Source organism: Paraburkholderia flagellata, assembly GCF_021390645.1.
GTDB lineage: Bacteria > Pseudomonadota > Gammaproteobacteria > Burkholderiales > Burkholderiaceae > Paraburkholderia > Paraburkholderia flagellata.
This window is the reverse complement of sequence record NZ_JAJEJT010000001.1, coordinates 1,757,942-1,778,019: the sequence shown is the minus strand read 5'-3', so window position 1 is coordinate 1,778,019 and position 20,078 is coordinate 1,757,942. Positions and strand designations below refer to the sequence as shown.

19 protein-coding genes and 1 pseudogene are annotated in these 20,078 nt (G+C 64.6%); 13 read left to right on the top strand and 7 right to left on the bottom strand.

The features are described from left to right. The 3 genes from L0U83_RS07805 to L0U83_RS07795 all read left to right on the top strand — a co-directional run bounded on the left by L0U83_RS07805 (position 1) and on the right by L0U83_RS07795 (position 3,149). Positions 1-1,056, top strand: coding sequence for a sulfate/molybdate ABC transporter ATP-binding protein (locus L0U83_RS07805; protein ID WP_233881669.1), 1,056 nt, complete (start codon positions 1-3; stop codon positions 1,054-1,056). Positions 1,057-1,145: 89 nt separating this feature from the next. Further along, positions 1,146-2,072 carry a CysB family HTH-type transcriptional regulator gene (locus L0U83_RS07800; protein ID WP_233881668.1) on the top strand — a complete coding sequence of 309 codons (927 nt, stop codon included), beginning with the start codon at positions 1,146-1,148 and terminating at the stop codon, positions 2,070-2,072. A 48-nt stretch (positions 2,073-2,120) separates the two neighbouring features. After that, positions 2,121-3,149 carry an asparaginase gene (locus tag L0U83_RS07795; protein ID WP_233881667.1) on the top strand — a complete coding sequence of 343 codons (1,029 nt, stop codon included), beginning with the start codon at positions 2,121-2,123 and terminating at the stop codon, positions 3,147-3,149. Positions 3,150-3,236: 87 nt separating this feature from the next. Here the strand turns inward: L0U83_RS07795 and lysM are convergent, their stop codons facing one another. From lysM to gcl, 4 genes and pseudogenes are all read right to left on the bottom strand, one after another. Then, a complete protein-coding gene (lysM, locus tag L0U83_RS07790; RefSeq protein WP_233881666.1) occupies positions 3,237-3,746 on the bottom strand; it encodes a peptidoglycan-binding protein LysM in 510 nt (169 codons plus the stop codon). A gap of 441 nt (positions 3,747-4,187) precedes the next feature. Then, positions 4,188-5,102 (bottom strand): annotated as a pseudogene (locus L0U83_RS07785) (2-hydroxy-3-oxopropionate reductase); the annotation flags it as partial. Between the two features lie 77 nt (positions 5,103-5,179). Then, entirely contained in the window at positions 5,180-5,977 is a 798-nt protein-coding gene (gene hyi, locus L0U83_RS07780; protein WP_233881664.1) for a hydroxypyruvate isomerase, read from the bottom strand. A 113-nt stretch (positions 5,978-6,090) separates the two neighbouring features. Further along, entirely contained in the window at positions 6,091-7,875 is a 1,785-nt protein-coding gene (gene gcl / locus L0U83_RS07775; RefSeq protein ID WP_233881663.1) for a glyoxylate carboligase, read from the bottom strand. Positions 7,876-8,036: 161 nt separating this feature from the next. Here gcl and L0U83_RS07770 point away from each other — a divergent pair, with 161 nt between their 5' ends. The 10 genes from L0U83_RS07770 to L0U83_RS07725 all read left to right on the top strand — a co-directional run bounded on the left by L0U83_RS07770 (position 8,037) and on the right by L0U83_RS07725 (position 15,824). Beyond that, positions 8,037-8,945 carry a substrate binding domain-containing protein gene (locus L0U83_RS07770; RefSeq protein WP_069267540.1) on the top strand — a complete coding sequence of 303 codons (909 nt, stop codon included), beginning with the start codon at positions 8,037-8,039 and terminating at the stop codon, positions 8,943-8,945. A 125-nt stretch (positions 8,946-9,070) separates the two neighbouring features. Beyond that, positions 9,071-9,847 (top strand): RNA polymerase sigma factor, encoded by a 777-nt coding sequence (locus L0U83_RS07765; protein WP_233881662.1) that lies wholly within the window; start codon positions 9,071-9,073, stop codon positions 9,845-9,847. After that, the gene (locus tag L0U83_RS07760) at positions 9,837-10,754 is read left to right on the top strand and encodes an anti-sigma factor family protein (protein WP_233881661.1); all 918 of its coding nucleotides are present in this window, start codon (positions 9,837-9,839) and stop codon (positions 10,752-10,754) included. Before L0U83_RS07765 ends, L0U83_RS07760 begins: the two co-directional genes overlap by 11 nt. A 205-nt stretch (positions 10,755-10,959) precedes the next feature. After that, a complete protein-coding gene (rpsF, locus tag L0U83_RS07755; RefSeq protein WP_027818337.1) occupies positions 10,960-11,331 on the top strand; it encodes a 30S ribosomal protein S6 in 372 nt (123 codons plus the stop codon). 46 nt (positions 11,332-11,377) lie between these two features. Continuing rightward, positions 11,378-11,677 carry a primosomal replication protein N gene (gene priB, locus L0U83_RS07750; protein WP_028204898.1) on the top strand — a complete coding sequence of 100 codons (300 nt, stop codon included), beginning with the start codon at positions 11,378-11,380 and terminating at the stop codon, positions 11,675-11,677. A gap of 2 nt (positions 11,678-11,679) precedes the next feature. Beyond that, positions 11,680-11,955, top strand: coding sequence for a 30S ribosomal protein S18 (gene rpsR / locus L0U83_RS07745; protein ID WP_027797225.1), 276 nt, complete (start codon positions 11,680-11,682; stop codon positions 11,953-11,955). Positions 11,956-11,982: 27 nt separating this feature from the next. Further along, complete coding sequence (rplI, locus tag L0U83_RS07740) at positions 11,983-12,435, top strand: 50S ribosomal protein L9 (RefSeq protein WP_028209951.1); 453 nt, start codon at positions 11,983-11,985, stop codon at positions 12,433-12,435. A 174-nt stretch (positions 12,436-12,609) separates the two neighbouring features. After that, positions 12,610-13,992 carry a replicative DNA helicase gene (locus L0U83_RS07735; RefSeq protein WP_158757915.1) on the top strand — a complete coding sequence of 461 codons (1,383 nt, stop codon included), beginning with the start codon at positions 12,610-12,612 and terminating at the stop codon, positions 13,990-13,992. A 184-nt stretch (positions 13,993-14,176) separates the two neighbouring features. Further along, positions 14,177-14,803, top strand: a complete 627-nt coding sequence (locus L0U83_RS07730; RefSeq protein WP_233881660.1) for a DUF47 domain-containing protein — start codon at positions 14,177-14,179, stop codon at positions 14,801-14,803. 10 nt (positions 14,804-14,813) lie between these two features. After that, positions 14,814-15,824 (top strand): inorganic phosphate transporter, encoded by a 1,011-nt coding sequence (locus L0U83_RS07725; RefSeq protein WP_201696883.1) that lies wholly within the window; start codon positions 14,814-14,816, stop codon positions 15,822-15,824. A 62-nt stretch (positions 15,825-15,886) separates the two neighbouring features. On the opposite strand, the gene L0U83_RS07720 is transcribed toward L0U83_RS07725, so the two are convergent. The 3 genes from L0U83_RS07720 to L0U83_RS07710 form a co-directional block, all read right to left on the bottom strand. After that, complete coding sequence (locus L0U83_RS07720) at positions 15,887-16,693, bottom strand: SDR family oxidoreductase (RefSeq protein WP_233881659.1); 807 nt, start codon at positions 16,691-16,693, stop codon at positions 15,887-15,889. Between the two features lie 136 nt (positions 16,694-16,829). Beyond that, the gene (locus tag L0U83_RS07715; protein WP_233881658.1) at positions 16,830-17,933 is read right to left on the bottom strand and encodes a C40 family peptidase; all 1,104 of its coding nucleotides are present in this window, start codon (positions 17,931-17,933) and stop codon (positions 16,830-16,832) included. A gap of 234 nt (positions 17,934-18,167) precedes the next feature. Further along, a complete protein-coding gene (locus L0U83_RS07710) occupies positions 18,168-20,009 on the bottom strand; it encodes a PhoH family protein (RefSeq protein ID WP_233881657.1) in 1,842 nt (613 codons plus the stop codon). Positions 20,010-20,078 lie beyond the last annotated feature (69 nt).

The following is a 20,078-nucleotide window of genomic DNA, read 5'->3' as shown; positions in this document are numbered from 1 at the left end:
ATGGGCATCACCGTCAGCAATCTGCAGAAGCGCTTCGGCGACTTCACCGCCCTCGACAACGTCTCGCTCGACTTTCCGCCGGGCGAACTGGTTGCGCTGCTCGGACCTTCCGGTTGTGGCAAGACCACGCTCCTGCGCGTGATCGCGGGCCTCGAATACGCAGACGCGGGCCAGGTCGTGCTGCAAGGTCAGGACGTGGGCGAGGTGGGCGCGCGCGAGCGTCAGGTGGGCTTCGTGTTCCAGCATTACGCGCTGTTCCGCCATATGACGGTATTCGAGAACGTGGCGTTCGGCCTGCGCGTGAAGCCGCGCGGCGAGCGGCCCTCGGAGGCCGTGATCCGCGAGAAGGTGCACGAATTGCTCAAGCTCGTGCAGCTCGACTGGCTCGCTCAGCGCTACCCGTCAGAACTTTCGGGCGGCCAGCGTCAGCGCATCGCGCTGGCGCGCGCGCTCGCCGTCGAGCCAAAGGTGCTGCTGCTCGACGAGCCGTTCGGCGCGCTCGACGCCAAGGTGCGCAAGGAATTGCGCTCATGGCTGCGCCGCTTGCACGACGACCTGCACATCTCGACTATCTTCGTCACGCACGACCAGGAAGAAGCGCTCGAGGTGGCCGATCGCATCGTGGTGATGAATCATGGGCATGTGGAGCAGGTGGGCAGTCCGCAGGACGTCTATGATCATCCGCAGACGTCATTCGTCTACGAGTTTCTCGGCGCCGCGAACCGGCTGCGCGGCAGTGTGGATGCGCGTGGCTTCGTAGCTGAAGGCGCGGCGCAGCCGATCTCGGTGCACGCCAGCTTCGAAGGTCCGGCGCTCGCCTACGTGCGCCCGCACGACCTCGTGCTGCACCGCGAAGCGCGCGACCACCGAGATGGCATCGTCGTCGACGTGCGCCGCGTGGTGACGCTGGGCGGCTCGGTGCGCGTGGAGCTGGAAAGCCGCACGGGCGGCGCGCTCGAAGCCGAACTCGACCGCGAGTCATGGCGCGCGCTGGGCCTCGCGGTCGGCGAGGGCGTGACGGCAGTGCCGCGCGGGCTGCGTGTTTTCCCGGCTTAAATTCCCGGCTTAAATCGCGGCGCAATGCGCGTTACAGTGCTCACATCGACAAAAACGAATAATCGGTCAGCAGTCCCGGAGAGAAGACCATGAATTTTCAGCAGTTGCGCTTCGTGCGCGAAGCCGTGCGGCAGAACATGAACCTGACCGAAGTGGCGAACGTGCTCTACACGTCGCAGTCGGGCGTCTCCAAGCAGATCAAGGATCTCGAAGACGAACTCGGCGTGGACATCTTCGTTCGCCGCGGCAAACGCTTGACCGGTCTCACGGAGCCGGGCAAGGCGGTGCATCAACTCATCGAGCGCATGCTGCTCGACGCCGAGAACCTGCGCCGCGTGGCGCGTCAGTTCGCGGACCAGGACAGCGGCCACCTCGTGGTCGCGACGACGCACACGCAGGCGCGTTACGCGCTGCCGAAGGTCGTGCACCAGTTCCGCGAAGTGTTTCCGAAGGTCCACCTCGCACTGCGCCAGGGCAATCCGCAACAGATCGCGCAGATGATCATCAACGGCGAGGCCGACATCGGCATCTCGACCGAGGCGCTCGACCGCTTCCCCGATATCGTCACGTTCCCGTGCTACTCGTGGCATCACGTGGTGGTGGTGCCGAAGACGCATCCGCTCGTGGGGCGCGAAAATCTCACGCTCGAAGACGTGGCCGAGTATCCGGTCATCACCTACGATCAGGATTTCACGGGCCGCTCGCATATCGACCAGGCGTTTGCGAAGGCGAGCGTGGTGCCCGACGTGGTGCTGACCGCTATCGACGCGGACGTGATCAAGACCTATGTCGAACTCGGCATGGGTGTGGGCATCGTCGCGGCGATGGCCTACGACCCGAAGCGCGACAGCGAACTCGTCGCGCTCGACACGGAGCATCTGTTCGAAGCGAGCACGACGCGAGTGGGCCTGCGCAAGGGCGCGTTCCTGCGCCAGTACGCGTACCGGCTCATCGAAATGTTCGCGCCGCAACTCACCGAACAGCAGATCGCAAGCCAGTTGCGCGAGGCAACCTGAAAAGCGGGCATTTTCCCGGCGGGCGGCAGATCGCTTAAAATCGCCGCCATGAATACTTCCACTTCCACTTCCGCGGCGGCGCCGAAAGCGCTGCCGCGCATCGCTGTGCTCGCCACGGGCGGCACCATCGCGGGCTCTGCTGCCGACGCGGCGAACACTGCGGGCTACCAGGCCGGCGTGATCGGCGTCGCGCAGCTTCTGGCAGCCGTGCCGGGGCTTGACGCCATCGCGCAGATCCACGCCGAGCAGGTCGCGAGCATCGACAGCAAGGACATGTCGCTCGCGCTGTGGTCCACGCTCGCGCAGCGCGTGAACGAACTGCTGGCTAGCGACGAGATCGACGGCGTGGTGATCACGCACGGCACAGATACGCTCGAAGAAACCGCGTATCTGCTGCATCTCACGGTGAAGAGTGCGAAGCCGTGCATCTTGACGGCGGCGATGCGGCCCGCAACGGCGCTTTCCGCCGACGGCCCGCTCAATCTGCTCAACGCCGTCACGCTCGCGGCGAGCGCGGCGGCGACGGGGCAGGGCGTGCTGGTGGCGTTCAATAACCGCATTCATTGCGCACGCGACGTCGCGAAGACCAGTACCTATGCGGTGGATGCGTTTCAGTCGCCCGAAATCGGTGCGCTGGGCTGGGTGCAGGATGGGCGCGTGGAATTCCAGCGCCGCGCGCTGCGCCCGCATACGGTCGATGCGCCGTTCACGGCGTCGGTGCAATGGCCGCAGGTCGAGATCGTGACGAGCTATGCGGGCGTGTCGCGCGCCGCGGTCGAAGCGCTCGTGGCCGCCGGCGTGGATGGCTTCGTCGTGGCCGGTACCGGCAACGGCTCGATTCACGGCGCGTTGCAGCAGTCGCTGGCCGAAGCGGCGGCGAAGGGCGTGGCCGTTGTGCGCGCTTCGCGCGTCGGCTCGGGGCACGTGATGCACAACGGCGCGGCGAAGGACGACGCGCTCGGCTTCGTTTCTTCGGGCACGCTTAGCCCGTACAAGTCGCGTGTGCTGTTGCTGCTCGCGCTCGCAGCAGGCACGACCGACAAGGCGGGGCTGCAGTACGTGTTCGACACGTACTGAGCCACACAGCGCACAACGAAAAACAGGCCTTGCGCATCACTGCGCAAGGCCTGTTGCGTTTCTGGCCGAGCTTGCGTGCTACCGCGCTTACTGCAGCGGCGGAATCACCAGCACCTGACCCGGATAGATCTTGTCCGGGCTCTTTAGCATCGGCGTGTTCGCCTGGAAAATCGCGTCGTTCTTCGCGCCGCTGCCGTAGTACTTCTCGGCGATCTTCCAGAGGTTGTCGCCGGAAACGACCGTGTGGTGCTGCGCCTCGGGCGCGGGGTTCGTCACGCTCATCTGGTCGTCGACCTTGTCGACGTTCTGCACGTTGCCGGCCGCGACGAGGATCTTCTCCTTCGTCGGCTGGTCGGCCGCGTTGCCGGTGACCGTCACGGTGTGCGAGACGCCGTCGTAGGCCACGCCGAGGTTGTCGGCGTCGAGGCCTTGCGAGCGGATATAGGCCGCGATCGCCTCGCCGGCCTTCTGGTTCAGTGCGGCGAGATTCGCGGCGGGGTCTGCGGGTGCAGCAGCGGGTTCCGCGGCCGCGGCCGGTGCGGCAGTTGCGCCGAAGAGTTTTTCGCCTGCTTCCTTGATGAAATTGATAATGCCCATCGATCACACTCCTCACGTGCTGGAAATGACTGGGTGCTCACGCGTCGCGTCCACCTTGACCGGTCTGCGTGACAGCCCGATGAAAGCACGATTCTAGAAATGCGGTCTCGACGGCGTCCATCGGGGCGGCGTCAAAGAGTGTGAAACCTGGGAGAAAAGGGAAGGGAAAGAAAAACGGGCATCCGACACGCGGACACCCGATGACGACGTCTGACCGACCAAGGCTTCCCCGCCGTCACCGGGCGCCGCTTTCGGACCCCACTGGCCGCCCTCAGCCCAGAGCGGCACCGATTTGCCTCGCGACGGTTGCCGCCGCCGCGAAGCGCCCCACGGGAGGCGCGTGCGCTGTAGCCATTGCGCACGCGCCGATATGCGTGATCCGGTTCTGCGGGCGGTCCGCGCGTTACACCGCGTGAACCGCTGTCCTGCTATCGCTGAAACTTAAGCCGCCTTCACTTGCGTTTGCGGTTCGGCGATCTCGAAGTTCGCCATGATTTCGAGCGCGCGGATCATCGCCGAGTGGTCCCAGGCTTTGCCGCCGTTCGCGGCGCACACGCTGAAGAGCTGCTGCGCGCTCGCGGTGTGCGGCAGCGCGATGCCCAGCTTGCGCGCGCCGTCGATCGCGAGGTTCAGGTCCTTCTGGTGCAATTCGATACGGAAGCCCGGATTGAACGTGCGCTTGGTCATGCGCTCGCCGTGCACTTCGAGAATGCGCGACGAAGCGAAGCCGCCCATGAGGGCCTTGCGCACGCGCTCGGGGTCGGCGCCCGAACGTGCTGCGAACAGCAGCGCTTCGGCCACGGCCTCGATGTTCAGCGCGACGATGATCTGGTTCGCTACCTTGCAGGTCTGGCCCGCGCCGTTGTCGCCGATGAGCGAAATGTTCTTGCCCATCAATTCGAACAGCGGCTTGGCGAGATCGAACGACTTTTGCGGGCCGCCGACCATGATCGTGAGCGTGGCTTCGCGTGCGCCGACTTCGCCGCCCGAGACCGGTGCGTCGAGATAGTCGCAGCCAAGCGCGTTGATCTGCTTGGCGAACTGTTGCGTTTCGAGCGGCGAGATCGAGCTCATGTCGATCACGAGCTTGCCAGCCGAAAGACCCTTGGCAACGCCGTCGTCGGCGAACAGGACGTTGGCGACATCAGGGGTGTCCGGCACCATCACGATGACGATGTCCGACACCTTCGCCACGGTCGTCGAATCGGCGACGACTTCGGTTTGCGTGCGCAGGTCGTCGGGCACCGGGTACTTGCCGTTCACGGCGAGCGTGTGGCCGCCCTTGATGAGGTTGCGCGCCATGTGCGCGCCCATGATGCCGAGTCCGATAAAGCCAATCTTTGCCATCTTGTGTGTCTCCGTTAAAGCGAATGCGTGAAAGTGCGCAGTTGTGCGCGCGAATTTGCGTTCGCGAAGTTGCGTTGATTACGCGCTCAGGCGAGTTCGGCGGTGCGCTGCTTCGCGCTGCGCAACCAGCTGAGACCTTCGACGGTCGTCGTGCTCGGCTTGTACTCGCATCCGATGTGACCTTCGTAGCCGAGCGTGTCGAGCAGATCGAACAGGAACGGGTAGTTGATTTCGCCTGTGCCGGGCTCGTTGCGGCCAGGATTGTCGGCGAGCTGGATGTGGGCGATCTTCGCGAAGTGCTTCTTCATCGTCGCGGCGAGTTCGCCTTCCATGCGCTGCATGTGATAGATGTCGTACTGCAGGAACAGGTTGTCCGAGCCGGTCTTTTTGATCACGTCGAGCGCTTCGGCGGAGCGGTTCAGCGCGAAACCGGGAATGTCGTACGAGTTGCACGGCTCGACCAGCAGGCGGATGCCTTCGCGCTTCAGTTCGCCAGCGGCAAAGCGAAGGTTATCGACGATCGTGGCGAGCGCCGTCTCGCGATCGACGCCTGCCGTCGGAATGCCGACGAGGCAGTTGAGCTGCGGCACCTTCAGCGCCTTCGCGTACTCGATCGCGCGGCCGACGCCTTCCTGGAACTCGCCACGGCGATCGGGCAGGCAGGCAATGCCGCGCTCGCCCGCTTCCCAGTTGCCGGCGGGCAGATTGTGAAGCACGAGCTTCAGCCCGTTGACTTCGAGGCGCTCGGCCAGTTCAGCGGCCTTGTACGGATAGGGGAACAGGAACTCCACGGCGTCGAAGCCCGCTTGCGCCGCCGCGGCGAAGCGGTCGAGGAAGGGCACTTCGTTGAACAGCATGGTGAGGTTCGCGGCGAATTTTGGCATGGTGCGGGGTCTCGCTGGTCGGTCAATAAGGGAAGTCAGGCGGGAATTCAGGCAGGCAGTGCGCCGATGCCGTGCGCGCTGCCTGTGCTGCGGTGATGCGTGATCGAATGCGCTCAGTCGAGGGCATTGAGTGCGCTGATGGCAGTCGGCGCGTGCTCGGGCTTTTCGGCCAGTTCCTCGAATTCGTTGATGGCGTCGATCTCGGTGCCCATCGAGATGTTGGTCACACGCTCGAGAATCACTTCGACGACCACCGGCACGCTGAACTCGGCCGCCATCGACTGCGCCTGCTTCAGCGCCGGTGCGATTTCCTCCGGCTTGAACACGCGCAGCGCCTTGCAACCGAGGCCTTCGGCGACCGTGACGTGATCGACGCCATAGCCGTTCACTTCAGGCGCGTTGATGTTCTCGAACGCGAGCTGCACGCAGAAGTCCATGTCGAACGCGCGCTGCGCCTGACGGATCAGGCCGAGATACGAGTTGTTCACGACCACGTGCACATACGGCAGCTTGAACTGTGCGCCCACGGCCAGCTCTTCGACCATGAACTGGAAGTCGTAATCGCCCGAGAGCGCCACGATGGGACGCGTCGGATCGGCTGCGCGTACGCCGAGTGCTGCGGGAATCGTCCAGCCGAGCGGGCCCGCCTGGCCGCAGTTGATCCAGTTGCGCGCCTTGTACACGTGCAGGAACTGCGCGCCTGCGATCTGCGAAAGGCCGATCGTGCTCACGTAGCAGGTGTCGCGGCCGAACGCCTTGTTCATCTCTTCGTACACGCGTTGCGGCTTGATCGGCGTGTTCTCGAAGTGCGTCTTGCGAAGCATCGTGCGCTTGCGTTGCTGGCAGTCGGCCACCCACGCGCTGCGGTCCTTCAACTTGCCCGCGGCCTTCCATTCCTGCGCGATTTCAACGAAGAGTTCGAGTGCGGCCTTCGCGTCCGACACGATGCCGAGATCCGGACCGAACACGCGGCCGATCTGCGTCGGTTCGATATCGACGTGCACGAACTTGCGGCCCTTCGTGTAGACCTCGACGCTGCCCGTATGACGGTTCGCCCAGCGGTTGCCGATGCCGAGCACGAAGTCGGAGGCGAGCATCGTGGCGTTGCCGTAGCGATGCGAGGTCTGCAGGCCGACCATGCCGGCCATGAGCGGGTGGTCGTCGGCAATCGCGCCCCACGACATGAGCGTCGGGATGACGGGCACGCCCACGGTTTCGGCGAACTTGACGAGCAGGTCTTCGGCGGCTGCGTTGAGCACGCCGCCACCCGAGACGATCAGCGGTTTTTCGCTGGCGTTGAGCAGTTCGAGCGCAGCTTCGATCTGCTTGCGCGATGCCTTCGGCTTGTAGACCGGCAGCGGCTCGTAGGTGTCGATGTCGAATTCGATTTCGGCGAGCTGCACGTCGATGGGCAAATCGACCAGCACCGGACCGGGACGGCCCGAGCGCATCAGATGGAACGCCTGCTGGAACACGCGCGGCACGAGCGCGGGCTCGCGCACGGTGACGGACCACTTGGTGACGGGCTTGGCGATCGACTCGATGTCGACGGCCTGAAAGTCTTCCTTGTAGAGGCGGGCGCGCGGCGCCTGGCCCGTGATCGCGAGGATCGGAATCGAATCGGCCTGGGCCGAGTAGAGGCCCGTGATCATGTCGGTGCCCGCGGGGCCCGAGGTGCCGATGCACACGCCAATGTTGCCGGGCGTGGCCCGCGTATAGCCTTCGGCCATGTGCGAGGCGCCTTCGACGTGGCGCGCCAGCACGTGGGTGATGCCGCCGGCTTTCTTCATCGCCGAATAGAACGGATTGATGGCTGCGCCCGGCACGCCGAAAGCGGTATCGATGCCTTCTTTTTCGAGCACCAGAACAGCGGCGTCGACGGCTCTCATTTTGGCCATGATTGTCTCCTGAATGTCTCGTATGCGAGGAATGGCTAAGCGTTGAGGCCCACTTTAGGGGCGCAGGAAAGGTTTGATAAGATCAGTCCAGGTCGTTTATTCCGAAACAAAAAGTATGGAATGCCGGTAGAACGGGGCTTCCGCCTGGAAGGAGACACGCAATGGACCGCTTCAAGCAGATCGAAACCTTCGTGCGCGTCGCGGAGGCGGGCAGCCTCGCGGCCGCGGCGCTCGAGGAAGGCGTCTCGCCGGTGATCCTCGGGCGGCGTATCGACGCACTGGAAAAGCGCCTGGGCGTGAAACTCATTTACCGTTCGACGCGGCGGCTCGTGGTGAGCGAGGAGGGCGCGGCCTTTCTCGAGCGCTGTCGCGGCCTGCTCGCCGACTGGGATCAGGCCGAAAACGAACTGTCCGCCGGGCGCCAGGTGGTGAGCGGCCATCTGATCGTCTCGGCGCCGGCCGCGTTCGGGCGCAAGCACGTCGCGCCGCTCGCACCCGAGTTTCTCGCCGACAAGCCCGAACTCCAGGTCTCGTTCAATCTCACCGACCGCGTAGTCGATCTGGTGCGCGAGGGCTATGACCTGTCGATCCGCATTGGCGGCGCGGTGGATCCGAATTTCGTCGCCGTGAAACTCGCCACGAACCGGCGCGTGGTGTGCGGCACGCCCGAGTATTTCCGCAAGCACGGGCGGCCCAAAACGCTCGAAGACCTGCCGAATCACAATTGCCTTGCGTTCAACCTGCAGGGCGGCCAGAACCGCGGCTGGTACTTCAGCCGCGGCGGCAAGCTCGTGACGGTGCGCGTGGGCGGCACGCTCGACTGCAATGACGGCGAACTGCTGCACCGCTGGGTGACCGAGAGCCTCGGCCTCGGCTGGCGCTCGACCTGGGAGATTGACGCCCAACTCGCGCGCGGCGAACTCGAAACCGTGCTCGACGAGTACGCGCTGCCGGATTACGACATCCTCGCGGTGTATCCGCAGCAGCGCTACGTGCCGGCGCGCGTGCGCTATTTCATCGACTATCTCAAGGAGGTCTACGCGCGGCCGGGGTATTGGGCGGGCGCGTGATGGCGCATTTCGAATTTATTTTCTTTTTTCGTGTGCACACGGCGGGAATAAACTGGGCCGAGCTTCGGTAGTGCCTGTATGGCGGCCACGGTCGCGCAAGCCAGACGAAGACGCGAGGGGAAGACGTGGGCGAATCCGCGTATGAGCAGGATGAGGCCGGACGCAGCCGCCGCTTTCAGGCGCTGGCGCTGCCGCATCTCGATGCGGCCTACAATCTCGCGCGCTGGCTTTCGCGCAATCCGGGCGACGCGGAAGATATCGTCCAGGAGGCGTTCCTGCGCGCGTTTCGCTTCTTCGACGCGTTTCGCGGCGACGAGGCCCGCCCGTGGCTCCTCGCGATCGTGCGGCGTGTCTGGTACGACGAATGGCGGCGGCGCACGGGCGCGGAAGAGGTGGCGCCGTTCGATGAATTGCGCGACGACGCGCCGCTCGAAGGCTGGGAAACGGGCGGCGTCGATCCGGAGACGCTCGCGATCCGCGCCGAAGACACCCGCCACGTGCAGGACGCGTTGAGGCGCCTGCCGGTGGAATATCGGGAAGTGCTGGTGCTGCGCGAGCTGGAAGAACTGGGCTATCGAGAGATCGCGGCAATTGCCGACCTGCCGATTGGCACCGTGATGTCGCGACTGGCACGTGGCCGCAGGCGTCTGGCGACGCTGCTGGCGGCGTACCACGGCGGCGCTAGCGCCAGTGGTGCAGCCAGCGGGCCTGCAAGCGAATCTGTCCTCCGCGCCCATGGCTGCGCGGACGACAAGGCAGGAGTCGGGGGAAGTAATCAAGCCAGGAGACCATCCGGCCGGGGGAGCGGCGGTCGGTTCCGCGAGGAGCCGGCCGCCGACGGCGGAGCGCCGTTGCGCTCTCGCACCGAAGGCCGAACGACGGAGGCGCCAGATGAACTGTAACGAAGCGCGCCCGCTGGTCGACGCGAGCGTCGATCGCGAACTCTCCGCCGCCGACGAATGGCGTGTGCGCGAGCATCTCGCAGGTTGCGAGGGGTGCCGCCGTGTCGCCGACGATGCGCAGGCCATCTCCCAGATGATCCGCTCCGCGCCCTATCATCGTGCGCCGGCTGGACTGGCTGCGCGTATCGTCGCGGCATTGCCGGCGACCGAAGTGGCGTCTGCGAAGGCAACGCCGACGCCCGCTCCCGTGCGCGACTCAGGTGGCTGGCGCGGCTGGGTGCGCCACTGGTGGCCGGGCAGCGGCGCAGGAGCGCAAGGCGGTGGTGGCTGGAGCGCACCGGTTGCCAACGCCGGCCCGCGCGCGGCCACGCTTGCGTGGTTTGGCTGCGCCGTGCTGATCCTCTGTGCGCTGGCGGTGATCGCCACGTTGCACCTGCGCCGCCCGGCCGCTGAAACAGCCTTCGTCGACGATCTCGTGTCGAGTCACGTGCGCGCCCAGATCTCAGGCCGCGATATCGATGTGATATCGACCGACCGCCATACCGTGAAGCCATGGTTCAACGGTCGTATCGACTACGCGCCGCCCGTCTTCGATCTGGCGCAGGAGGGTTTTGCGCTGGCGGGCGGACGGCTCGATTATGTGGGGCGCGAACGCGTCGCGGTGCTCGTCTATCATTATCGCAAGCATGTGATCGACGTCTATGTGTTCCCGCCGGGCTCGAGCGGACCGGCCGTCTCGGGCGCCGCGCCGCAGGGTTCGAGCGAAGGCTACGCGCTCCTGCGCTGGCAGGCCGCGGGCATGACCTGGTGGGCCGTGACGGACGCTGGCTCAGACGCGCTCGACGGTCTGCGCGCGGCGCTCGACGCCCGTCTCGCGGGCGGCGCGAGCGAGGCGGCCGGCGGCTAGGTTGCCGTCTCATATGGGCGCGGTGGGCGCCTTCAGGGCGCTCCCCACCGCGCAAGTCATTGAAAACACGTCCGAATCATCGCGCCAAGTCGCAATCTTGGTTGCGCGCGTAGCCCATCCGCGCTACAATCTTCGGCTTCTCACTTGCCACACCGGTTCCGACGCCCGGGTGGCTTCTATCCATAAGTCAGCACAAGGAGTGAATATGCGTCATTACGAAATCGTCTTTATCGTGCATCCCGATCAGAGCGAGCAAGTGCCCGCCATGATCGAGCGTTACAAGAGCACGATCACCTCGCACGGTGGCCAGATCCACCGTATCGAAGACTGGGGCCGTCGCCAACTGGCCTACATGATCGAGAAACTCGCGAAGGCTCACTACGTCTGCATGAACATCGAATGCGACCAGACCACGCTCGACGAACTGGAACACGCGTTCAAGTTCAACGATGCTGTTCTGCGTCACCTCATCGTCAAGATGAAGAAGGCCGAAACCGGCCCGTCGCCGATGATGAAGGAAGTGCAGCGCGAAGAAGCCAAGAAGGCGGCTGCCCAGCCGACCGAAGCGCAGGCTTAAGTACACAAGCCATCAGGATTCAAGCTCATTTGCCTAAGTTAGCCCCGTGAACAGGCTGCAGCTTACGGCTAGCGTCGTTGAACGCGAACCGGTGCGGTACACCCCCGCCGGCGTTCCGATTGCAAGCGTGACGTTGCAGCACCGCACGGAGGTCGTCGAAGCCGGCATTCCCCGCTTCGTCGAACTCACGATGCCCGCGGTGGCGGCCGGCAAGGCCTGCGGTCTCGTAGAAAGCTGTGAGATGGGCGTGGAAGCGCTCTTCACCGGTTTTCTGGCGAAAAAGCACCGCAATGCGCGAACCCTGGTGTTTCATATCACCGAAATGCAAGGCACAGGAAAGGACTAATCATGCCCCGCCCGACTGGTAAGAAATTCGACAAGCGTCGTCAGCAACAAAACCCGCTCTTCAAGCGCAAGAAGTTCTGCCGCTTCACGGCTGCAAACGTCGAACAGATCGACTACAAGGACCTCGATACGCTGAAGGACTTCATCGGCGAAAACGGCAAGATCACGCCGGCTCGTCTGACGGGTACGAAGGCCCACTATCAGCGTCAGCTGGACACGGCTATCAAGCGCGCGCGTTTCCTCGCGCTGATGCCGTACACCGACCAGCACAAGGCCTAACAAGACGACGCGATAAGGAGCAATAGAATGCAGATCATTCTTCTGGAAAAAGTCGTCAACCTGGGTAACCTCGGCGACATCGTCAAGGTGAAGGACGGTTACGCACGTAACTTCCTGATCCCGAACAAGAAGGCACGCCGTGCAACGAAGGACGCAATCGCTGAATTCGAAGTTCGCCGCGCTGAACTCGAAAAGGCCGCTGCTGAAAAGCTGGCAGCTGCGCAAGCCGAAGGCGAAAAGCTGAACGGCCTGACCGTTCAGATCGGCCAGAAGGCTGGCGTGGACGGCCGTCTGTTCGGCTCGGTCACGAACGCGGACATCGCCGTTGCGCTCACGAAGCAAGGCTTCGCAGTGGAAAAGGCGCAAGTGCGTCTGCCGGAAGGCCCGCTGAAGATGGTGGGCGACCACCCGGTGCACGTTTCGCTGCACACCGACGTCCTCGTCGACGTCACGGTGTCGGTGCTGGGCGAGCACGCCTAAGTACCCACGTGCGGTCCTTTCGGGCCGCGCGCGGTGTGACGCCGCATTTGACGCATGACCTCAGGAAGGGCAGGAGCCGCAGGGCTTCTGCCTTTTTTGTTGCGCGCCGTCTGGACGCTCGTTGCGAGTTTTCACGCTTGTTCGAGGCACCCCCTTGTCCGATAATTGCCCTCCATGAACGCTCCGAAAGATCCCCAACTCGACTCGCTGAAAGTCCCGCCGCATTCGATCGAAGCCGAGCAATCCGTGCTCGGCGGCCTGCTGCTGGATAACGCCGCATGGGACCGGATCGCCGACTTCCTCTCGCAAAGCGACTTCTATCGCTACGATCACCGCATCATCTTCGAGCATATTGGCCGGCTGATCGCGGCGACGCGCCCGGCTGACGTGGTGACGGTGTACGAGGCGCTCGGCACGTCGGGCAAAGCGGATGACGTGGGCGGCCTCGCGTACCTGAACGCGCTCGCACAGAACACGCCGAGCGCCGCGAACATTCGCCGCTATGCGGAAATCGTGCGAGACCGGGCGGTGCTGCGCCGCCTCGTTTCCGTCGCCGACGAGATTTCCGCCGACGCCTTCAACCCGCAGGGCAAGGAAGTGCGCCAGCTGCTCGACGAGGCCGAGTCGAAGGTGTTCTCGATCGCCGAAGACGGCGCGCGCGGCACTCAGGGCTTCCTCGAGATCGGGCCGCTGCTCACGCAGGTCGTGGAGCGTATCGACACGCTCTATCACACGGCCAACCCGAGTGACGTGACGGGTACGCCCACGGGCTTCATGGACCTCGACCGCATGACTTCGGGCATGCACGGCGGCGAGCTGATCATCGTGGCAGGGCGCCCGTCGATGGGTAAGACCGCGTTCTCGATGAACATCGGTGAATACGTGGCCGTGGAGTACGGGCTGCCGGTGGCGGTGTTCTCCATGGAAATGCCGGGCACGCAACTCATCATGCGTATGCTCGGATCGGTCGGACGCCTGGACCAGCACCGCATGCGTACGGGCCGGCTGACCGACGAGGACTGGCCGAAGCTCACGCACGCCGTGCAGAAAATGAGCGAGGCGCAAATCTTCATCGACGAAACGGGTGGCCTGAACCCGATGGAATTGCGCTCGCGCGCGCGGCGTCTGTCGCGCCAGTGCGGCAAGCTCGGGCTCATCATCATCGACTACCTGCAGCTCATGAGCGGCTCGTCGTCGGGCGAAAACCGGGCGACCGAAATTTCGGAAATTTCGCGCTCGCTCAAGAGTCTCGCGAAGGAACTGGATGTGCCGGTGATCGCGCTGTCTCAGCTGAACCGCGGTCTGGAGCAGCGTCCGAACAAGCGACCGGTGATGTCGGATCTTCGCGAATCGGGCGCTATCGAACAGGATGCGGACGTCATCCTGTTCATCTATCGTGACGAAGTCTACAACCCCGACAGCCCCGACAAGGGTACGGCCGAAATCATCATCGGCAAGCAGCGTAACGGTCCGATCGGCCCCGTTCGCCTCACGTTCCACGGTCAATACACGAAGTTCGATAATTTTGCCGGGGCGCAGACTTTCTACGGCGAATAAGGCGATTGGTTGCACGGCTTGCGCCAAAGTGGCGCAAATGCCGCTGCGGCGTTTGCCGATCAATGCGGCGACTCTCTCCTGACGATACAATGTTGCCGTTTTATGACGGTTAGCTTTGTCGCTTATTTTGCCGCCTAATTTGCCGCTTACTGACGGCAATCCGAGACCAATTTCCGGGATACCAATGTTCGGTCGATTCATGCCCACCGAGGGCAAGTTCTTCGAAATTTTCAACGCACATGCGAAATGCATCGTTTCCGCGAGCCGCGAACTCGAACTTCTGATCGATAACCTCGCTGACGCCGAGGTCCACAAGCAGAACGTGCAGGTCGCCGAAAAGGCCGCCGACAAGCTCACGCACGAGGCGATCGACCTGCTGCACAAGACCTTCATCACGCCGCTCGACCGCGACGAGATCCACAAGCTGATCACGACGATGGACGACTGCCTCGACCTCATGGAGGACGTCGCCACGGCCATTTCGCTCTACGACGTGCAAGCCGTGACCGCCGAGGCGAGCCAGCTGGCGCATGTGGTGACGGCCACGGCCGAGCGTGTGCAACTGGCGGTGGGGCTCCTCTCCGACATGAAGCAGGCGCGCGAAATCCTCAAGGCCTGCGAGGACATCGATCGCCTCGAATCCGATGCCGACCGCCTGTTGCGCTCCGCCATCTCGAAGCTTTTCCGCGAGGAAGACAACGTCAAGACGCTGATCAAGCTGAAGGCCATCTACGAACTGCTCGAAGCGATCACGGACAAGTGCGAGGATGTCGCGAACATCATCGAAGGCATCGTGCTAGAGAACGCCTGAGCGGACTGCGATGCAATCGATACAACTCGCCCTCTGGGCGGTCGCGACGCTGGTCGCCATCGCCCTCATCTTCGACTTCATGAACGGCTTTCACGACGCGGCGAATTCCATCGCCACGGTCGTGTCAACGGGCGTTCTGAAGCCGCAGCAGGCGGTGGCGTTTGCCGCCATGTTCAACGTGATCGCCTATTTCGTGTTCCACCTGAAGGTGGCGCAGACGGTGGGCAAAGGCACGATCGACCCCGATATTGTCGACCACTACGTAGTGTTCGGCGCGCTGATGGGCGCGATTGGCTGGAACGTGCTCACGTGGTACTACGGCATTCCGTCGAGCTCCTCGCACGCGCTGATCGGCGGTCTCGTGGGTGCGGCGCTCGCGAAGTCGGGTTGGGCCTCGCTCAATTTCGACGGCCTCATGAAGACCGTTGCGTTCATCTTCATCTCGCCGCTGCTCGGTTTCATACTGGGGTCGTTCTTCATGCTCACGGTGTCGTGGCTGTACTTCCGCACGCCGCCAAGCAAGGTCGACCGGCGCTTCAGGCGCCTGCAACTCATTTCCGCGAGCCTCTATAGCCTTGGCCACGGTGGCAACGATGCGCAGAAGACCATCGGCATCATCTGGATGCTGCTGATCGCAACGGGCTACTCGGCGATCGGCTCGGACGCACCGCCCATCTGGGTGATTGGCGGCTGCTATCTGTCGATGGGTCTCGGCACGCTGTTCGGCGGCTGGCGCATCGTGCGCACGATGGGTCAGAAGATCACCAAGCTCAAGCCGGTGGGCGGTTTCTGCGCGGAGGCGGGCGGGGCGCTCACGCTTTTCACGGCTTCGTGGATGGGTATTCCCGTTTCGACCACGCACACGATCACTGGCGCGATTGTCGGCGTTGGCGCGACGCAGAAGCTCAGCGCGGTGCGCTGGGGCGTGGCGGGCAACATCGTCTGGGCCTGGGTGCTGACCATACCGGCCTCGGCCACGCTGGCCGCCGCTGCCTGGTGGCTCGGTCACCGCTTCATGTAAAACCTGCGGCGCCTTCGGGCGCCGCAGTGCTTTCAGGCCTCTCCAGCGCGCTCGCGGGCGCTTCAGATCAGCGGCGTGCTGGCCCCGTCCATCGGAATGAGCGCGCCAGTGACGTAGCTCGCGCGCTGGCTCGCGAGGAAGAGCGCGACATCGGCAATTTCCTCCGGCTTCGCGTAGCGCCCGAGCGGCACCTTCGATTCGCCGCTCGCCAGCGCCTCGTCCGCGCCGACGCCTTGCCGCTGTGCCTCCAGCTGAACAGCCTCCTGCAGCCGCTCCGTGAGCGTGGCGCCCGGGTTGATCGCGTTGATGCGGATGCCATATCGCGCGTGGTAATGCGCGAGGCCCACGGTGGCGAGCATCAACGCCGCGTTGGCCGCGCCTCCCGCGATATGGATGTCGCTCGCGAACTTGCCGCCCATGCCGATGATATTGACGATGGCACCGGGCGCCAGGCTCTCGCCCGACTTGATCCGCTGCACCATGCGACGCAGTACTTCCTGCTGTGGGTAGATGTAGGGAAAATATTTCGCCTCCATCGTCGCCCTGAACGCGTCGGCATCGAGCGTTTCCGGGTCATAGCGGCGCGCCGCGCCCGCGCTGTTGATGAGGATGTCGATGGGGCCGACCGCCGTGGAGACTTCTTCGACCACGTCCGCGGCACTATGCGCTTCGTGCAGATCGGCGCGCGTGAGGTGCACGTGCAGGCCCTCGCTCGCGAGCTGCTCGCGGGCGCGCGCGAGATTGGCGGGGTCGCGCGAGACGATCGCCACGCGCGCGCCTTCCTGCGCAAAGGCGCGCGCGCAGGCAAGGCCGATGCCCTTGCTGCCGCCCGTCACGAGTACCACCTTCTTGCTGAGTCCAAGATCCATCGTCGCCTCGCTGCGCGAAAGTATGAAAAACGGTCCCGAAACGATAGCAGAGGCGCGGGGCGCCGGAAACCGCTGGAAGCATGAGTCGCCGTCCGGCCAGGGGCCGGGTGCCGCTCAGCGCCGTGGTGCGGCCTCTTCAGTCGCCGCTGTTGGCAAAGCGCGCGATCGGATCATCGCTGGACTGGGTCGGGGCGGGCGAGGCTGAACCGGCGGTCGAGGCGCGCATGATCTGCGCGCTGCCGGCGGACGGTGCCGCCGCCTGGATCGGCGTCGAGCCGACCTGACCAGCCTGGCGCGCTGCTGCGTTTGCGGTGGGGGGCGGGGGCTCGAAGGCGTCGGCGGCGGCGTCGATGGCGTCGCGCGGTGCGCTGGCGGCGTAGCCAGACACGGTGTTGCCAGGCGCAGCTGCGGGAGCGAGCGCACCCGCGTCGCGTGCCTGCGTTTGCGCCGCGCCGAGCGACGCGGGTGGTGGCTCGAACGAGTCGGCCGGGGCGGCGGCCGTCGGTACAGTCGCCGGCGTTGCGGCATAGGCCGGCGGCGGCACGGCGACGATGCGATTCTGGCTCGCGGCAACGGCCCGCGGCGCGGGCTGCGCACCTGAGTTTGGCGCGACGCTCGCCATTGCGGCGGCCGGTGGCGCGACGTTCACGCCGGGCGAACGTTCAGCCGGCGCAGAGGCTTCCCACGTCGGTGTCTCGAAAGGTGTGCGCTTGGGCGGCGCCATTCGGCGGATCCCGTCGAAGCGCTTCGCCCAGTAGGGGTTGGTCAGATAATCGAGCCGCACCGTGCCGCCCGTCGAAGGTGCATTCACGAAACGCAGATTTCCCACGTATATCCCGACGTGCGAATGCGGCCGCCCGGTCGTATTGAAGAAGACGAGATCCCCGGCTGCGATCTCATCGGGCTCGATCGTTTCGCCGCGGGTGCTCATTTCGGCCGTGGTGCGCGGCAAGTCCACTGAGGCCGAGCGCGCCAGCACGTACTTCACGAGGCCGCTGCAATCGAAGCCGCTATCGGGCGTATTGCCGCCCCAGCGATACGGAATGCCGACGAGCCCCATCGCCTGGATCGAGATTTCCTCGCGGCCCACACTGTGATCGACGAAGTTGGGAAAGCCCGGCGGCCTGGTGCGCCAAGCGTTTTCGCCGGAAGACGAACCGCTACGCGAGACCTTTTGCGGCGCGCTGGAACACGCGGCAAGCAGGACTGCGATCAGAAGCGGAAGCCAGAGTCGGCGCATGAAGCGAAGATGGCGCGCGCGACGCGTGCGCCATTGGGAAAACGGGTCATGGGCGGATGGTAGCCCGCCCGTCAGGGCTTTCGCAAGGATTCTTCACAACTTACTTGAAGTACGCGTGGCAACTGTTGTGCCTGGGGGACGCATGGTCAATAAAAAAGGACCGCATCCGGTTCCCCGGATACGGTCCTTGCCATGCGCACGGGCGGCCCTGAAAAGGGGCGCCCGGCGAATGGATTACAGGATATCGGACGCGTAATCGGCAAGCCGCGAGCGTTCGCCGCGGGCGAGCGTCACGTGACCGCTGTGCGCCCAGCCCTTGAAGCGGTCCACCACGTAGGTGAGGCCCGAACTCCCTTCGGTGAGATAAGGCGTGTCGATCTGCGCGATATTGCCCAGACATACGATCTTCGTGCCCGGACCCGCACGCGTGACGAGCGTCTTCATCTGCTTGGGCGTAAGGTTCTGCGCCTCGTCGATGATCAGATACTTGTCGACGAACGTGCGGCCGCGCATGAAGTTCATGCTCTTCACTTTCAGGCGCGAGCGGATCAGCTCCTGAGTCGCAGCGCGACCCCATTCGCCGGCGGCGTCATCGGTTTTCTGGAGGACTTCGAGGTTGTCGTCGAAGGCACCCATCCACGGCTGCATCTTTTCTTCTTCCGTGCCCGGCAGGAAACCGATGTCCTCGCCAACCGGCACCGTCGCGCGCGTGACGATGATCTCGTTGTAGCGCTTTTCGTCGAGCACTTGCGCGAGGCCCGCCGCGAGCGCGACGAGCGTCTTGCCCGTGCCAGCCTGTCCGAGCAGCGTGACGAAGTCGATCTCCGGGTTCATCAGCAGGTTCAGCGCGAAGTTTTGCTCACGGTTGCGCGCCGTGATGCCCCACACGTTGTTCTTGTGGTGGCCGTAGTCGCGCAGCGTTTGCAGGAGCGCCGTCTTGCCGTTGAGTTCGCGCACGATCGCGTGGAACGCCGGCTCGCCGTTCTGCGGTTCGAGATACACGAACTCGTTCACGAGCATCGAGAGGCACTCGGGGCCCGTCACGCGGTAGTACGTCGTGCCGGTCTTGGTGTCCTGCCAGGACTCCATGCCCTTCGCGTGCTTCGACCAGAAGTCCTGCTGGAGCGCGCGCACGCCCGAGTAGAGCAGGTCCTTGTCTTCGAGAACCTGGTCGTTGAAGTAGTCTTCCGCGGGCAGCCCGAGCGCGTGGGCCTTGATGCGCATGTTGATGTCTTTCGACACCAGCACGACGAGCCGGTCCGGCCGATCGCGCTGCAGCGCGCGCACCACGCCGAGGATCTGGTTGTCAGCCTTGCCCTGCGGCAGGCCGTCGACCGGATCGATATGCGTGAGCGTGGTCTGGAAGTACAGGCGTCCGAGCGCCTCGCGGCTGCCGAGGCGGCCGAGCGAAATGCCTTCGGAGATCGGGCCCGCATTGGCGACCAGCTGGTCGAGCGTGCGGCTCACCTGGCGAGCGTTCCGCGCGACTTCCGACATGCCCTTCTTGTGGTTGTCGAGTTCTTCCAACGTCATCATCGGCAGATAGACGTCGTGTTCCTCGAAGCGGAACAGGCAGGTCGGGTCGTGCATGAGCACGTTCGTGTCGAGCACGAAGAGCTTCTGGACTTCGGTGCTCTCTTCGGGATGCACGCGTTTTTTCGCGCCGGCGCGCGTGGCGGGTGCAGCGCCGCCGCCGGAGGCTTTCGCCGAGGCGGGCTTGCCGCCGCGCGCAACGGGCGTGTCGTCGGCTCCGGTGCGTGCCTCGAGAGGCTGCAGCAGCGCGGCCGTGACTTGCTTGCTGTTGTTGCGCCTGGCGCGCGCGGGCGCCGGTGCGACCGGTTCGAGCGCGGCCAGTTCGGCGCTGGCGCTCAAAAGCGGCACCGTGCGCAGCGTGGTCGCGGCGTTGGCGGCCTGCGTCATCGGCTCGGCGACGCTCGCGGGGCCGTAATCGGCAACGTCGGCCGCGTCATTCTCGCTCGCGGCCTTGCGTGTGCTGCGCGTCGTGCGGGCACGCGCCTTGTATTCTTCGGGCGGCAGCAGGTTGCCGAGCTTGCTGGGGGGAGTAGGCAAAGGCATGGTGTCCCTCGAAAAAATCGGGTCGAGTGGTCGCGGGGTTACCCAGTAAGGCGCGCTTTCGGGCGGTGC